Here is a 14,540-nt window from a genome sequence, read left to right as displayed (position 1 = left end):
GTCCCGGTCAGCCCTCCGCGAGCGCGGCGAGCTCCTCCGCGAGGGCCGCTGCGGCCTGCTCGGGCGTGCGGCGCAGCAGGCAGAACTCGTTCCCCTCGGGGTCGGCCAGCACGTGCCAGAGGACGTCCTGCTGGCCGATGTCGACGCGGGTGGCGCCGAGAGACAGGAGCCGTTCGAGCTCGGTGGCCTGGTCGGAGCCGTTGGCCGGCCGCAGGTCGACGTGCAGCCGGTTCTTCACGACCTTCGCGTCGGGGACCTTGATGAACAGCCAGCCGGTCGCGCCGCCCTCGGGCGGGTCGATGCCGATCTCCTCGTCGTCGGCCGACGGGGGCCAGACGTAGTTCCACCCGAGCACGTCGCACCACCAGCGGGAGAGGGTGTGCGGGTCGGCGCAGTCGATGGTCAGGTGCGACACGGCGATCGTCATGCTCGGCACGCTAGAGGCAGTCGCCGGCACGCGCGAGAGTTATCTCGGGTCGATCCGCACGACGCCGGAGTCGAGGTCGAGCGGGGGAGCGGCGTCGCCGGTCTGGTGGATGTCGAGCTTCTGTCGCTCCTGCTCGGCGGTCAGGTGCACCCGGTTGGGCTGGAACACCTCGATGAAATCGCCCAGCATGCCGCTGGCACCGACGCCCTCGCCGGACGGGCGTTCGCGCGGGCGTCGGCGGTCGAACCACCCGCGCGCGACCATGCGGTCGACCGCGAGCAGCACGAGCGCGACGGCGACGACGCTTCCCGCGACAACCCCTCCCATGTCGCTCAGGGTCCCACGGCCGCGACGTGGGCGGCATGGGCGGCCACCGTCCAGGGCAGAGCGAGGCGGCCGTCGGCGCGGTCGTCGCCGGACACCAGCGCGGCCAGGTAGGCGCGGTCGGCGACGAGCCGGCGGTGGAGCTCGTCCGCGCTCCCGGCGCGGCCGTGCCCCGGGACGACGACCGTCGCTTCGACGGACGCGAGCAGGTCCAGCGCGGCGAGGTAGTCGCCGACGGGGTCGTCGGCGGACAGGTCGAGCAACGGGATCTCGACGTCGGAGAGCATGTCGCCCGCGACGAGCACCCCGGCGTCGGGCAGGTGCAGCGCCGTGTGCGGGTTCGCGTGCGCGGAGTGCTGCAGCACGTGCACCGGCGGTCCGGCCCAGTCGAGCACCCCGGCGGCGCGCTGCGGGTACGGCGTCACCAGCGCAGCGATCGGCGCGGGGGCCTCCCCGGTCCGGGCGAGCTCGGGGTCGGCATCCCGCTCGGCGGCCAGGGTCTCCGCATCGGTGCCCGACGCGCCGGCCGACCAGCGGGGGAGCCCGGTCAGCCCCCGACCGTCGAGCACGTGGTCCCAGTGCGCGTGGGTCGACCACACCGCGACGGGGGTCCAGCCGTGCGTCCGGATCGCGTCCGCGAGCGCGTCGACCTCGCTGGCCGTGACAGCCGGGTCGACCACCAGGCAGGTCCCGTCGGCGCCGACGACGACCGTCGAGGTCGTCGCGTACACCTGACTCGTCGCGACGTGTACGCCCGGCGCGACCTCCACCAGGTCGCGCACGATGTCAGCCGCGGGCCTCGGCGGCGAGGGCGGCCGCTCCGACGATGCCGGCCGCGTTGCGCAGCTGCGCCGGCACGATCGTCGTGCGTAGGTCGAGCAGCGGCAGGAAGTCCGAGTGGTGCTTGCTCACGCCACCGCCCACCACGATGAGGTCGGGCCAGAAGAGGTTCTCCACCACCGTGAAGTACCGCTGCAGGCGCTCGGCCCACTGCGCCCAGTCGAGTCCGTCCCGGTCGCGCACGCTCTCGGCGGCCCGCGACTCGGCGTCGTACCCGTCGATCTCGAGGTGGCCGAGCTCGGTGTTGGGCACCAGGTGCCCGTCGACGATCAGCGCGGAGCCGATGCCGGTGCCCAGCGTCACCACGAGGACGACGCCGTCGACGTCCTTGGCCGCACCGTAGAGCACCTCGGCGTACCCGGCGGCGTCGGCGTCGTTGACGGCGAGCACCCGGCGTCCTGTCGTGTCCTGCACGGCCTTCTCGACGTCGGTGCCGATCCAGGACTTGTCGACGTTGGCGGCGGACTGCGCGACTCCGTGCAGGATCACCGCCGGGAACGTGACGCCGATCGGCACGTCCTTGTCCAGGTGGAACGAGTCCACGACCTTCGCGACCGTCTCCGCCACGGCGTCGGGCGTGGAGGGCTGCGGGGTCGGGATGCGCAGCCGGTCGGCGGCGAACTCGCCGTCCTGGAGCGACACGGGGGCGCCCTTGATGCCGCTCCCGCCGATGTCGATGCCGAACGCGGTCTGGGGGGACTTGGAGTGCTTGTGGTCGCTCATGGCAGGGTCAGGATCTCCGCTCCGGTGTCGGTGACCAGCAGGGTGTGCTCGAACTGCGCGCTGCGCCGTCCGTCGGCCGTCAGGACCGTCCAGTCGTCGTCCCACATGACCCAGTCCGGGGTCCCCAGGTTGAGCATGGGCTCGATGGTGAACACCATGCCCGGCTCTATCAGGGTGTCGTAGGCCGGCGCGGCGTCGTAGTGCGGGACGACGAGCCCTGTGTGGAACGCGGGCCCGACGCCGTGCCCCGTGTAGTCACGGACCACGCCGTACCCGAACCGCGCCGCGTACTTCTCGATGACCCGGCCGACCACGTTGATCTCCCGGCCCGGGACGACCGCCTTGATCGCCCGGTTCAGCGACTCGCGCGTGCGCTCGACCAGCAGCCGCGACTCCTCGTCGACGTCGCCGGCCAGGAAGGTCGCGTTGTTGTCGCCGTGCACGCCGCCGATGTAGGCCGTGACGTCGATGTTCACGATGTCGCCGTCCTCGACCACGGTCGAGTCGGGGATGCCGTGGCAGATGACCTCGTTGATCGAGGTGCACAGGGACTTGGGGAACCCGCGGTAGCCGAGCGTCGACGGGTAGGCGCCCTGGTCGACCAGGAACTCGTGGCCGATGGCGTCGAGCTCGTCCGTGGTGACGCCCGGCGCGACGTGGCTGCCGACGAGTTCGAGGGCCTGGGCGGCGATGCGCGCGGCGACCCGGATCCGCTCGATCATCTCGGGCTCGAGGACGTTGCTGCCCGACCAGTGCGCGGGGCCGGGCCGGCCGACGTACTCGGGCCGGGCGATGGAGGACGGGACCGACCGGCGGGGGCTCTGCGTGCCCGGGACGAGGGCGCCTCGTGGCGCGTGCACGGTCGACATACCTGGCAGTCTACGGACTGGAGGGCATCGTGGCCGGTCAGGGCCGGTGCCTCGACGAAGGGAGCGCGCGATGGCAGGCGACTACTGGTTCAACACCGAGACCCACGAGGTCGAGGAGGGGCGCCAGAGCGACTGGACCAAGCTGATGGGTCCGTACGCGACACGCGACGAGGCGACGCACGCGCTGGAGAAGGCACGCAAGCGCAACCAGGACTGGGACGCCGAGGACGAGGACAAGTCCTAGCGGCGGGCCAGCGTCGCCAGGATCGGGCGGTGGTCGCTGCCGCCCGTGCGCGGGAGCACCTGGAAGCCGACCACACGCCAGGCCCGGCCGTCCACGAGGACGTGGTCGATGGGTGCGGCGAGGAACCGGGGTGCGCTGGCCGGCCAGGTGCCCAGCGCCGCGGCCCCGACGGCCCGGGCCGCGTCGACGCACGGGCCGAGGTCCCGCAGACCGGGGTGGTCGAGCGTCGAGTTGAGGTCGCCCGCCACGATCACCCCGGGCGTCGCGCCGCACGTGTCGGCGACCAGCCGGGTCTCGGCCCGCCACTCGGGCATCGCGCGTCGGCCCACCGGGGAGATCGGGTGGGCCGCGACGAGCACGGGCGAGGTCGCCGGGTCCGTCGGGTCCGCCCGCAGGGTCCCGAGCCTCGTCGGCAGGGGGACCGCGGTCGGGTACGTGCCCACCCGGGCGGACACGAGCAGGGCGGTCCCGGCGACGAACGACGTGTGCCCCTCGGCGGTGAGCAGCTGCATCGGGTGGCCGGCCGCGGCGAGCCGCTTGGCGGTCATCCGGGCCGTGTAGTCCGACGTCTCGGGCAGGACGACGACGTCGGCGTCGTGGTCCAGCACCAGCGGGGCGAGCACGGACGCGTCCACGGTGTCGAGGGTGTTGAACGACAGGACCACCAGCTGGTCGTCCGGCGAGACCGCGGCGACCTGCTGCGGCACGGACCGCTCGACGAGCACCGCGGCCTGCGCGACCGCCCCGACCGCGAACGCGACCGCGAGCGGCAGGAGCGGGCGCCGGGTCGCGGGGACGACCAGCAGGACGGCGGCCGCTCCGGCGGCGCCGAGGGCGAGCAGCGCGCGGAACGAGACCACCTGCGCGACGAGGTAGACCCCGGACGCGACCGGTACGGCGAGCGCGACGAGCACGACGAGGACGGCGGCCGCGACGACCCACACGAGGACTCGCGCGGCTGCGGTCACGCGTCGAACTGGTGGTCCGCGTCCGGGAACGTGCCGCCGCGCACCTCGTCGGCGTAGGCCGACGCCGCGGCCTTGAGCGCTGCGCCCACCTCGCCGAACCGCTTGGCGAACCGGGGCGACCAGTCGGTCATGCCCGCCATGTCGACCCAGACGAGCACCTGCCCGTCACACTGCGAGCCCGCGCCGATGCCGATGGTGGGGATGTGCAGGATCTCGGTGACGCGCGCGGCCACGGGGGCGGGCACCATCTCGAGCACGACGGCGACGGCTCCGGCCTCGGCGATCGCGACGGCGTCCTCGCAGAGCAGCTCCGCCGCGAGGTCACCGCGACCCTGGACCCGGGGCCCGCCCAGCAGGTTCTCCGACTGCGGGGTGTAGCCGAGGTGGGCCACGACCGGGATGCCGGCGTCGGTCAGCGCCCTGATCTGCGGGGTGACCCGCTTGCCGCCCTCGAACTTCACGGCGGCGACGCCCGTCTCCTTCATCATCCGCACCGCGGTCTCCAGCGCCTGCGCCGGTCCCGCCTCGTACGAGCCGAACGGCAGGTCGGCGACGACGAACGCGCGCCTCGCAGCCCCGGCGACGGCCCGGGCCGGGGGGATCAGGTCGTCCACGGTGACCGGCAGGGTCGTCGTGTGACCGTGCATCGTGTTCCCGATCGAGTCGCCCACCAGCAGCATGTCGATGCCGGCCTCGTCGAAGATCCGCGCGGTGACGGCGTCGTAGGCCGTGAGCATGGTCAGCCGCTCGCCGCGCTCCTTGGCCTCGCGCAGGTGGTGCACGCGGACGCGCTTCGGGCTCTGGGTCATTGCTGATGCTCCTGTCGGGGTGCTCACGGCTCGCGCCAGCGGGTGGTGATGGGCAGGCGGCGGTCGCGGCCGAACGCGAGTGCGGTCACCTTGGTGCCCGGCGGGTACTGGCGCCGCTTCCACTCGGCTCGGTCGACCAGCGCGAGGACCTTGTCGACGACCGCGGGGTCGAAGCCCCGGGCCAGCAGCTCGGCCCGGCCCTCGGCGTTCTCGACGTAGGCGTCCAGCACCTCGTCGAGGAGGTCGTACGGTGGCAGCGAGTCCTGGTCGACCTGACCGGGCCTCAGCTCCGCGGACGGCGGCTTGGTGATCGACGACTCGGGGATGGGCGGCAGCTCGTCGGGCCCGAAGACGCCGTCGAGCGCGGCGTTGTTCCGCCACCGCGCGAGCGCCCAGACCCGCGACTTGTCGATGTCCTTGATGGGCGCGAACCCGCCGACGGCGTCGCCGTAGATCGTCGAGTAGCCCACCGCCAGCTCGGTCTTGTTGCCCGGCGCCAGCACCAGGTGGCCCTCGGAGTTGGACAGCGCCATCAGGATGACGCCCCGGATGCGCGCCTGCAGGTTCTCGGCCGCCAGCCCGTCGAGTGCCATCGAGCCCTCGAACGCGTCGACCATGGGCTTGATCGGCTGCACGCGGTAGTCGGCGCCGATCCGCTTGGCCAGGTCCGCGGCGTCGTCCAGGCTGTGCTCCGAGGAGTAGACCGACGGCATCGAGATGCCGACCACGTTCTCGCCCCCGATGGCGTCCGCGGCGATGGCCGCCACCAGCGCGGAGTCGATGCCGCCCGACATCCCGAAGACCACCGAGCGGAACCCGTTCTTGGTCACGTACCCGCGCAGCCCGGTGACCAGCGCGCGGTACACCTCCTCGTCGGGCGCCAGCGGCTGCGCGACCGGGCCGGTGGCCGGGGCGTCGTCGTCGGCCACCAGGTCCCAGACCAGCAGGTGCTCCTCGAACTGCGGCGCGCGGGTCAGGACCGTGCCGTCGGGGGCGATGACGAACGACCCGCCGTCGAAGACGAGGTCGTCCTGCGCCCCGACCAGGTTGACGTAGGCGACGGGCGCCTCGACCTCGTGCGCCCGCCGGGCCGCCAGCTCGACCCGCTGGTAGCCCTTGCCCTCCTCGTACGGGGAGGCGTTGAGCACGACGAGCAGCGAGACCTCGTTCTCGTCCATCTGCGAGACCGGGCCGCCGTCCTGCCAGATGTCCTCGCAGATCACCACCCCGACCCGGCGGCCCTGGACGTCGATCACGCAGACGTCGTCGCCGGCCGCGAAGATCCGGTACTCGTCGAACACGCCGTAGTTGGGCAGGTGGTGCTTGTCGTACCGCACCTGCACCTGGCCGTGCTGCAGGAGGACCGCCTGGTTGGTGGGCCGCCGCGGCCCCTCGGGTGCGCCGGGCTCGTGCACCGGGGTGACCGACCGCTCCCCGACGGTGCCGACCAGGACGGCGAGCTCCCCGAGACCCTCGTCGGCCAGCGCAGCCGCCGTCCTCTGCAGCGCTGCCTCGGCGCCCCGCCGGAACGACGCCCGCAGCGCGAGGTCCTCGATCGGGTAGCCCGTCAGGGTCATCTCGGGGAACACGACCAGGTCCGCGCCGGCGTGCGCGGCGGTGCGGGCCCAGTCCAGGACGGCCAGGGCGTTCGCGTCGACGTCGCCCACGCGCGTGTCGATCTGCGCGAGCGCGATGCGGGGGTGAGGCATGGGGTCGAGCCTAACCATCGCGCCGATGTCGCAGCGCGCCCGCCTGCGGGAACGGGCCGGTGCGCGCGTGCGCAAAGCCGTCGCCGACGCACCTCGGTCAGTGACGCTCGGCGACGCCGTTCATCAGGCAGGATGTACCGCATGGACAGGCAGCAGGAGTTCGTGCTCCGCACGGTCGAGGAGCGGGACATCCGCTTCATCCGTCTCTGGTTCACCGACGTGCTCGGGATCCTGAAGTCGGTGGCGGTCGCCCCGGCCGAGCTGGAGGCCGCCTTCTCCGAGGGGATCGGCTTCGACGGCAGCGCGATCGAGGGCCTGACGCGGGTGTACGAGGCGGACATGATCGCCAAGCCCGACCCGTCGACGTTCCAGGTCCTGCCGTGGCGGGGCGAGCGGCACGGCACGGCCCGCATGTTCTGCGACCTGCTGACGCCCGACGGGGAGCCGTCGCTGGCGGACTCGCGCAACGTGCTCAAGCGCGCGCTGTCCAAGGCCGCGGACCAGGGGTTCACCTTCTACACGCACCCCGAGGTCGAGTTCTACCTGTTCGACGCCCCCGCGGACCCGACCCAGCCGCTGGTGCCGGTCGACCAGGGCGGCTACTTCGACCACGTGCCGCGCGGCACCGCCCACGACTTCCGCCGCGCCGCGATCACGATGCTCGAGTCGATGGGCATCTCGGTGGAGTTCTCCCACCACGAGGCCGGTCCGGGCCAGAACGAGATCGACCTGCGCTACGCCGACGCCCTGACCACCGCGGACAACATCATGACGTTCCGCACCGTGGTCAAGGAGGTCGCGCTCGAGCAGGGCGTCTTCGCCAGCTTCATGCCCAAGCCGCTGGCCGACCAGCCCGGCTCCGGCATGCACACGCACCTGTCGCTGTTCCAGGGCGACCGCAACGCGTTCCACGAGGCGGGCGGCCACCTGGAGCTCTCCAAGACCGCGCGCTCGTTCATCGCGGGCCTGCTGAAGCACGCCCCCGAGATCACGGCCGTGACCAACCAGTTCGTGAACTCGTACAAGCGGCTGTGGGGCGGCGCCGAGGCGCCGAGCTACGTCTGCTGGGGCCACAACAACCGGTCGGCCCTCGTGCGCGTGCCCATGTACAAGCCCGGCAAGGGCAACTCGAGCCGCATCGAGTACCGCGCGATCGACTCTGCCACCAACCCGTACCTCGCGTTCGCGCTGCTGCTCACCGCCGGCCTCAAGGGCGTCGAGGAGGGCTACGAGCTGCCCGAGGGTGCCGAGGACGACGTGTGGGAGCTCACGGACGCCGAGCGTCGTGCGCTGGGCATCGAGCCGCTGCCGTCGTCGCTCGAGGCCGCGATCTCGATCATGGAGCGCTCGGAGCTCGTCGCGGAGACGCTCGGCGAGCACGTGTTCGACTACTTCCTGCGCAACAAGCGCCAGGAGTGGGAGGCCTACCGCGCTCAGGTGACGCCGTACGAGCTGCGGCGGTTCCTGCCGGTCCTGTGAGCGTTCCGGAGGGCCGCACGGCCGGTCGCGGGACGTCGCTGGCCGGCCGGCTCACCCGCGTCGGGGTCTCGGACGCCGCACGGGCCGAGAAGCTCCTGGCCGACCCGGCGCTGCTGCGGGTCGTCGAGGCTCCGACCGAGCTGCTGATCGCGCCGCTGGCCGAGGTGGCGGACCCCGACCAGGCGTTGCTGGCGCTGGCGAAGCTCGCGGGTGCGGTCGTCGGCAGCCCCGAGCTGCTCGGCGTCCTGCGCGGCATCCTCGAGGAGGACGGCCCGCCGCGCGCGCGGCTGCTCGCGGTGGTCGGGGCGTCGGTGGCGCTCGGCGACACGCTCGTGGCGCACCCGGAGAACCTCCGGGTCATCCTCGACGACACCGCGGGCACGGGCGTGCCGGTCGCCGCGGTGCGTGCGGAGCTGCTGGCGGCCGTCGGTGCCGACGCACAGGCCGACGTGCCGGTCGCGACGATGGTCGGCGCCGCCGGCACGGACGCGATGCGGCTGGCCTACCGGTCCCGCCTGCTGCGGATCGCCGCGACCGACCTGACCAGCTCGGAGCCGTTGAGCCGGCTGCCCGGCGTCGCCGCAGCCCTGGCGGACCTCGCCGGCGCGGCCCTCGAGGCGGCCCTCGCGCTGGCCCGGGCGGACCTGGACGACCACGGTCGGGGGGTCCGGCTGGCGGTCATCGGCATGGGCAAGGGCGGCGGCCGTGAGCTCAACTACGTGAGCGACGTCGACGTCATCTACGTCGCCGAGCCGGTCGACGGCGTCGACGAGGCCGAGGCCCTCGCTGCAGGCTCTCGGCTGGCGGCCGGCCTGGCGCGGGCGTGCTCGACCCCGTCGGCCGAGCCGGCGCTGTGGCCGGTCGACGCCGCCCTGCGGCCCGAGGGCAAGGACGGGCCCCTGGTCCGCACGATGGCCAGCCACAAGGCGTACTACGAGCGCTGGGCCAAGACCTGGGAGTTCCAGGCGCTGCTCAAGGCGCGCCCGCTCGCGGGCGACCAGGCCCTCGGGGCCGAGTACGTCGAGATGACGCAGCCGTTCGTGTGGAGCGCCGTGACGCGCGAGCACTTCGTCGAGGACTCGCAGGCGATGCGTCGACGGGTGGAGAGCCACGTGCCCGCCGCGGAGGCGGACCGGCAGCTCAAGCTGGGCGTCGGAGGGCTCCGGGACGTCGAGTTCACCGTCCAGCTGCTCCAGCTGGTGCACGGCCGGGCCGACGAGTCGATCCGCAGCCCGAGCACGCTGACCGCGCTCGCCTCGCTGGCCGCCGGCGGGTACGTCGGCCGGTCGCACGCCGCGCAGCTGGCCGTCTGCTACCGCCTTCTGCGGGTGCTCGAGCACCGCATCCAGCTGCACCGGCTGCGGCGCACGCACCTCATGCCGACCTCCGAGCCCGACCTGCGCCGGCTCGCCCGGTCGATCGGGATGCGGGCCGATGGTGCCGCGGGGCTGCTCGAGCGGTGGCGCGCCGCCCGCCGCGAGGTCCGGGGGCTGCACGAGGAGCTGTTCTACCGCCCGCTGCTCCCGGCGACGGCCCAGCTCTCGACGGAGGAGGCCAGCCTCGCGCCCGAGGCGGCCAAGGCCCGGCTCGCGGCCATCGGCTACACCGACCCCGCCGGCGCCATGCGGCACATCGCGGCCCTCACCGAGGGCGTCTCGCGCCGAGCGGCGATCCAGCGCCAGCTGCTGCCGGTCATGCTCGGCTGGTTCGCGGACGGCGCCGACCCCGACGGCGGGCTGCTCGCGTTCCGTCGGCTGTCGGACGAGCTGGGCGCCACCCACTGGTACCTCAAGCTGCTGCGCGACTCCGGGACGGCGGCCCGCCGGCTGGCGCGCGTGCTCTCGACGTCCCGCTACGTGGCCGACGCGCTGGCCCGCTCGCCGGAGTCGGTCACGTGGCTCGCCGACGACGCGGACCTGGTGCCGCGCACGTTCGAGCGGCTGACCGCCGAGGCCGACGCGATCCTCACCCGGTCCGACGAGCCCGTGCCCGCCGTCACGGCGCTGCGCGGGCTGCGCCGCCGCGAGCTGTCCCGCACGGCCGCCGCCGACGTCCTCGGCGTGGTCACGGGGCAGCGGGCGTCGCGGAGCCTGAGCACCGCCGCCGACGTGGTGCTCGTCGGTGCGCTGCGGGTGGCGGAGTGGGAGGCGCGCCGGGAGCGCGGCCTGGCCGAGAGCCCCACCCGGCTGCTGGTGGTGGCGATGGGCCGCTGGGGCGGCGGGGAGATGGGGTACTCGTCCGACGCCGACGTCCTGTTCGTGCACGACCCGGTCGAGGGTGCCGACCCCGTCGCGGCGCAGGAGTTCGCGCTGCAGGTCACGATGTCGCTGCGGTCGCTGCTCGGCACCGTCGGACCCGAGCCGACGCTCGAGGTCGACGCCAACCTGCGCCCCGAGGGTCGCAACGGGCCGCTGGTCCGGTCGTTCGACGCCTATGCCGAGTACTACGAGCGCTGGTCGTCGACGTGGGAGAGCCAGGCGCTGCTGCGCGCCCGACCGGTCGCCGGCGACGACGAGCTCGGGGAGCGCTTCGTCCGGCTGATCGACCCGTTGCGGTACCCGGCCGGCGGCGTCGACCCGGCCGCCGAGCGGGAGGTGCGCCGGATCAAGGCGCGCGTCGAGTCCGAGCGGCTGCCACGAGGGGTGGAGCCGGCCCGGCACCTCAAGCTGGGTCGGGGAGGCATCTCGGACGTCGAGTGGACGGCGCAGCTGCTCCAGCTCCAGCACGCCCACGTGGTGCCCGCGCTGCGCACGACGGCGACCCTGGAGGCGCTCGACGCCGCGGCGGCCGCCGGCCTGCTCGACGCCGACGACGCCCGGGTGCTCAGCGAGGCGTGGCTGCTGGCGAGCCGCCTGCGGGACGCCAACGTGCTGTGGAGCGGCCGCGGTGGGTCGCACGCCGACGTGCTGCCGCACGACCGGCAGGCGCTGGCCGGGCTGGCGCGGGTCGTCGGGTACCCGGCGGGCTCCGGCGGCGAGCTCGAGCAGGACTACCTGCGCACGGCCCGGCGCGCGCGCGCCGTGGTGGAGCGCGTCTTCTACGGCTGATCCGGCTCGCCGGGGGACTCCTCGGGCACCTCGACCCAGCCGCGCTGGCGGCGCAGGGCGGCCTCGTCCTCCTTGAGCAGCTCGTCGTCGATCAGGTCGTGCCGGCGGATGTAGGTCGAGGAGACGGCCTGGACCGTCGCGACCACCGGGAGGGCGAGGAACGCCCCGATGGGTCCGAACACCGCGCCGAACCCGATGACCCCGAGGAACGACACCGCCGGGTTGATCTCGAGCGACCGCGACGACACCTTGGGGGAGAACACGAGGTTCTCCACCTGCTGGTACGCGATGATGAATGCGAGCACCAGGAGCCCCTTGACCGGGTCGATCGCGAGGGCGACAGCCACCGGGAGCGCACCGCCGATGTACGTGCCGATCGTCGGCACGAACTGCGAGACCACCCCGGTGAACGCGGCCAGCGGGAGCGCGTAGGGGATGTGGAGCAGGCTCAGGAAGAGGAACGTGAACGCCGTCGACAGCGCGGCGAGCACGATCCGCGAGTTGATGAAGTCCGCGACCTTCTCCTGCGAGACCTCCCACAGCCGCAGCACCTCGCGCTGCCGGGCCGGGGCCAGCATCCGGCAGATCGCCGCGCGCAGCCGAGGTCCGGCGCTCGCCATGTAGTAGACGACCAGCAGCACCGAGCTCGCGGTGAACAGGCCGCCGACGATCGACGAGCCGAGCCCGATGAGCCCCGGAGCGAGCTCCTGCCAGTGCGCGCTGAGGTTGATCAGCAGGTCGTCGGCCTCGGGCATGTCGACCGCGAAGGTCGTCGTCACCCAGTCGGCGAACTGCGCGTAGTACTCGGGCAGGGACTGCACCAGCTCGACGAGCTGCGTGATGAAGAGGCCCCCGAAGAGCGCGATCACCGCCAGGATGGCCAGCAGCGAGACCGACATGACGACGCCGGTGGCCCGCGTGCGCCGCAGCCCGCGCGCCACCAGCCAGCGGATCAGCGGTTCCATGGCGAGCGACAGGAACCACGAGATGACGATGATGAAGATGACGTTGCCCAGCTGGGCCAGCGCCTTCCACGCGAAGAGGCCGAGGAAGACCGCGACGGCCGCCATGAGCAGGGCGCGCGGCAGCCACTGAGGCGGCTTGCGCGGGTCGCCGGTGGCCAGGACGACGGGACCGGCGACGGTTCGTTTCGGCATCAGGGTCCCCCGGAAGGGTGGGCGAGCTGGCTCGCGTGCGACGTTCGGCTCGAGTCGCACGGTACCGGCCGGGCGGTGCCTCCTCGCGGTCCGGCGCGGTCGGTCGCGCAACTCGGACAGTTCGCCCGGCGGTCGGTGTCGCGCTCTGACCTGCGGAACTGACATGCTCGGGTGGTCGTCGTGAATCCGGACATATGGGGGTATCCCGTGGTCGAGAACAATCCGTCGCCCCGCAAGCCCCGGCGGGCTCCTGCCGAGCCGCCGGTCGCGGCGCCGGACCCCGGGGCGGCGGACGCGCAGGCCGCGGACGAGACGCCGGAGATCCCCGACACGACCTCGCCGTACGTGACGCCGGACGAGGCGACCCCGGCGGAGGCGACCCCGGAGGACGCGACTGCGGAGGAGACGACCGCGGACGAGGCGACGCCGGAGGAGACGACCGCGGACGAGGCGACGCCGGCCGTCGAGGCCCCCGCCGACGACGCGGCGAGCCCGGCGGAGAACGACACGCTCCCGCTCGACACCTCGGAGCTCCCCGACACCCTGGACGTCGAGGTCCCCGCGTCGACGGCCGCCGACGAGACGGCGGTCCTGCTCGCACGCCTTCAGCTGCTGGAGACCGAGAACGCGCGCCTGCGCTCGGCGTCCGCGACCCCGCAGGTCGTCGTGATGCAGCCGCCGCCACCGCGCCCCCGCCGCAAGTGGGGTCGCTCGACGGGTGCGGTGATCCTCATCCTCATCGGCGCCCTGCTCGCGCCGCTCGCGGTGGTCGGCAGCTGGGCGCGGGGCCTCGTGGTCGACACCGACCGGTACGTCAACACGGTGGCGCCGATCGCCGACGACCCGCTGGTCCAGTCGGCGGTGACCAACCGGGTCACCACGGCGGTGGTCGACGCGCTGAACGTCCCGGAGCTGACCACGCAGGCGACCGACGCCGTGGCGAACCTGAACCTGCCGCCGCTCATCTCGACCGCCGTCCAGTCGCTCCAGGCGCCGCTCCAGGACGCCATCACCAACTTCATCCACAAGCAGGTCACCAAGGTCGTGAGCTCCGACGCGTTCTCGAACACGTGGGAGCAGGCGAACAAGGTGGCGCACGAGCAGATCGTCGCGACGCTGCGCGGGGATCCGGACGCGCTGGCCAAGATCAGCGACAGCGGGGTGCTCACCCTCGACATCACGCCGATCATCGACCAGGTCAAGACGTCGCTGGAGGACGCCGGGTTCGGGCTGGTGAGCCGCATCCCGGACATCAAGGTGACGTTCCCGATCGCGTCCAGCGCCGACCTGGTGCGGCTGCAGAACGCCTACCGGCTGATCGACATCGTCGGCGGGATCCTGCCGTACCTGTCCCTGGCCCTGCTCGGCGCCGGCGTGCTCCTGGCGCAGCGCCGGTCCCGCGCCCTGGTCGTCGCCGGCCTCTCGCTGGCCGGGGCGATGGTGCTGCTCGGCGCGGCGCTGACCATCGGTCGCTCGCTGTACGCGAACTCCTTGCCGCCCACCGTGCAACGGGTCGACACCGCGGTGTCCATCTACGACCAGGTCATCTCGCTGCTGCGCATCGAGCTGCGCGTCGGCCTGGTCCTGGGCCTGCTCGTGGCGATCATCGCGTTCGCGGCCGGCGGCACGACGGCGGCCCGTCAGCTGCGCGCGTCGTCGTCGCAGGCCTCGAGCTGGTTGCGCAACGCGGGCGACCGTCGGGGCATCTCGACCGGGCCGGTGGGCGTCTGGCTCGACGAGCAGCGCACGCTCGTGCGGGTCGTCGTGATCGCGCTGGCCGCCCTCGCGCTCGTGCTGGCGGACATGCTCACGCCCGCGTACGTGATCGCGGTCTTCGTGATCGCGCTCGTGGTCCTCGGTCTGGCGACGCTGGCGGCCCGTCCGCGCAGCACCGCCGAGGTCGAGGCCGAGGTCGAGGAGGAGCCGCCCGTCCTGGTGTGAGGG

At 73.2% G+C, this 14,540-nt stretch carries 13 protein-coding genes; 4 read left to right on the top strand and 9 right to left on the bottom strand.

Annotation, left to right across the window (positions count from 1 at the left end; all coding sequences use genetic code 11):
• Nucleotides 1–7 precede the first annotated feature (7 nt).
• The 5 genes from ACXJKG_RS01315 to map are packed head-to-tail and all read right to left on the bottom strand — an operon-like array spanning nucleotide 8 to nucleotide 3,183.
• Nucleotides 8–427 (bottom strand): VOC family protein, encoded by a 420-nt coding sequence (locus ACXJKG_RS01315; RefSeq protein WP_456843956.1) that lies wholly within the window; start codon nucleotides 425–427, stop codon nucleotides 8–10.
• Nucleotides 428–466: 39 nt separating this feature from the next.
• Nucleotides 467–754 carry a DUF6191 domain-containing protein gene (locus ACXJKG_RS01310; RefSeq protein ID WP_456843955.1) on the bottom strand — a complete coding sequence of 96 codons (288 nt, stop codon included), beginning with the start codon at nucleotides 752–754 and terminating at the stop codon, nucleotides 467–469.
• A gap of 5 nt (nucleotides 755–759) precedes the next feature.
• On the bottom strand, nucleotides 760–1,533 hold the full coding sequence (locus tag ACXJKG_RS01305; RefSeq protein ID WP_456843954.1) for an MBL fold metallo-hydrolase: 774 nt from the start codon (nucleotides 1,531–1,533) through the stop codon (nucleotides 760–762).
• 4 nt (nucleotides 1,534–1,537) lie between these two features.
• Nucleotides 1,538–2,314, bottom strand: coding sequence for a polyphosphate--glucose phosphotransferase (gene ppgK, locus ACXJKG_RS01300; protein ID WP_456843953.1), 777 nt, complete (start codon nucleotides 2,312–2,314; stop codon nucleotides 1,538–1,540).
• On the bottom strand, nucleotides 2,311–3,183 hold the full coding sequence (map, locus tag ACXJKG_RS01295) for a type I methionyl aminopeptidase (protein WP_456843952.1): 873 nt from the start codon (nucleotides 3,181–3,183) through the stop codon (nucleotides 2,311–2,313). Before map ends, ppgK begins: the two co-directional genes overlap by 4 nt.
• A 70-nt stretch (nucleotides 3,184–3,253) precedes the next feature.
• Between map and ACXJKG_RS01290 the strand changes: the two genes are divergently transcribed.
• Nucleotides 3,254–3,427, top strand: a complete 174-nt coding sequence (locus tag ACXJKG_RS01290; protein ID WP_456843951.1) for an SPOR domain-containing protein — start codon at nucleotides 3,254–3,256, stop codon at nucleotides 3,425–3,427.
• Here ACXJKG_RS01290 and ACXJKG_RS01285 read toward each other — a convergent pair.
• Genes ACXJKG_RS01285 through ACXJKG_RS01275 form a run of 3 tightly spaced genes read right to left on the bottom strand, consistent with a single transcriptional unit; the run spans nucleotide 3,424 to nucleotide 6,913 of the window.
• The gene (locus ACXJKG_RS01285; protein ID WP_456843950.1) at nucleotides 3,424–4,395 is read right to left on the bottom strand and encodes an endonuclease/exonuclease/phosphatase family protein; all 972 of its coding nucleotides are present in this window, start codon (nucleotides 4,393–4,395) and stop codon (nucleotides 3,424–3,426) included. The two genes, ACXJKG_RS01290 and ACXJKG_RS01285, sit on opposite strands and share 4 nt — an antisense overlap.
• Nucleotides 4,392–5,204 carry a 3-methyl-2-oxobutanoate hydroxymethyltransferase gene (gene panB, locus ACXJKG_RS01280; protein ID WP_456843949.1) on the bottom strand — a complete coding sequence of 271 codons (813 nt, stop codon included), beginning with the start codon at nucleotides 5,202–5,204 and terminating at the stop codon, nucleotides 4,392–4,394. Before panB ends, ACXJKG_RS01285 begins: the two co-directional genes overlap by 4 nt.
• A 23-nt stretch (nucleotides 5,205–5,227) precedes the next feature.
• Nucleotides 5,228–6,913, bottom strand: coding sequence for an NAD+ synthase (locus tag ACXJKG_RS01275; protein WP_456843948.1), 1,686 nt, complete (start codon nucleotides 6,911–6,913; stop codon nucleotides 5,228–5,230).
• A gap of 141 nt (nucleotides 6,914–7,054) precedes the next feature.
• Here ACXJKG_RS01275 and glnA point away from each other — a divergent pair, with 141 nt between their 5' ends.
• On the top strand, nucleotides 7,055–8,392 hold the full coding sequence (glnA, locus tag ACXJKG_RS01270; RefSeq protein WP_456843947.1) for a type I glutamate--ammonia ligase: 1,338 nt from the start codon (nucleotides 7,055–7,057) through the stop codon (nucleotides 8,390–8,392).
• The gene (locus tag ACXJKG_RS01265; protein WP_456843946.1) at nucleotides 8,389–11,439 is read left to right on the top strand and encodes a bifunctional [glutamine synthetase] adenylyltransferase/[glutamine synthetase]-adenylyl-L-tyrosine phosphorylase; all 3,051 of its coding nucleotides are present in this window, start codon (nucleotides 8,389–8,391) and stop codon (nucleotides 11,437–11,439) included. The genes glnA and ACXJKG_RS01265 overlap by 4 nt, the downstream gene beginning before the upstream one ends.
• Here the strand turns inward: ACXJKG_RS01265 and ACXJKG_RS01260 are convergent.
• The gene (locus ACXJKG_RS01260) at nucleotides 11,430–12,596 is read right to left on the bottom strand and encodes an AI-2E family transporter (protein WP_456843945.1); all 1,167 of its coding nucleotides are present in this window, start codon (nucleotides 12,594–12,596) and stop codon (nucleotides 11,430–11,432) included. The genes ACXJKG_RS01265 and ACXJKG_RS01260 overlap by 10 nt on opposite strands.
• A gap of 207 nt (nucleotides 12,597–12,803) precedes the next feature.
• Between ACXJKG_RS01260 and ACXJKG_RS01255 the strand changes: the two genes are divergently transcribed.
• Nucleotides 12,804–14,537, top strand: a complete 1,734-nt coding sequence (locus tag ACXJKG_RS01255) for a hypothetical protein (RefSeq protein WP_456843944.1) — start codon at nucleotides 12,804–12,806, stop codon at nucleotides 14,535–14,537.
• The last annotated feature ends 3 nt before the right edge of the window (nucleotides 14,538–14,540 follow it).

The organism is Cellulomonas sp. P5_C6, assembly GCF_054049635.1.
This window is presented reverse-complemented; position numbering and strand designations above follow the sequence as displayed.

What these genes read in the sequence shown, in the direction of transcription:
- ACXJKG_RS01315 (WP_456843956.1), bottom strand. Translation starts at nt 427, where the DNA reads ATGACGATCGCCGTGTCGCACCTGACCATCGACTGCGCCGACCCGCAC.
- ACXJKG_RS01310 (WP_456843955.1), bottom strand. Translation starts at nt 754, where the DNA reads ATGGGAGGGGTTGTCGCGGGAAGCGTCGTCGCCGTCGCGCTCGTGCTG.
- ppgK (WP_456843953.1), bottom strand. Translation starts at nt 2,314, where the DNA reads ATGAGCGACCACAAGCACTCCAAGTCCCCCCAGACCGCGTTCGGCATC.
- map (WP_456843952.1), bottom strand. Translation starts at nt 3,183, where the DNA reads ATGTCGACCGTGCACGCGCCACGAGGCGCCCTCGTCCCGGGCACGCAG.
- ACXJKG_RS01290 (WP_456843951.1), top strand. Translation starts at nt 3,254, where the DNA reads ATGGCAGGCGACTACTGGTTCAACACCGAGACCCACGAGGTCGAGGAG.
- panB (WP_456843949.1), bottom strand. Translation starts at nt 5,204, where the DNA reads ATGACCCAGAGCCCGAAGCGCGTCCGCGTGCACCACCTGCGCGAGGCC.
- ACXJKG_RS01275 (WP_456843948.1), bottom strand. Translation starts at nt 6,913, where the DNA reads ATGCCTCACCCCCGCATCGCGCTCGCGCAGATCGACACGCGCGTGGGC.
- glnA (WP_456843947.1), top strand. Translation starts at nt 7,055, where the DNA reads ATGGACAGGCAGCAGGAGTTCGTGCTCCGCACGGTCGAGGAGCGGGAC.
- ACXJKG_RS01260 (WP_456843945.1), bottom strand. Translation starts at nt 12,596, where the DNA reads ATGCCGAAACGAACCGTCGCCGGTCCCGTCGTCCTGGCCACCGGCGAC.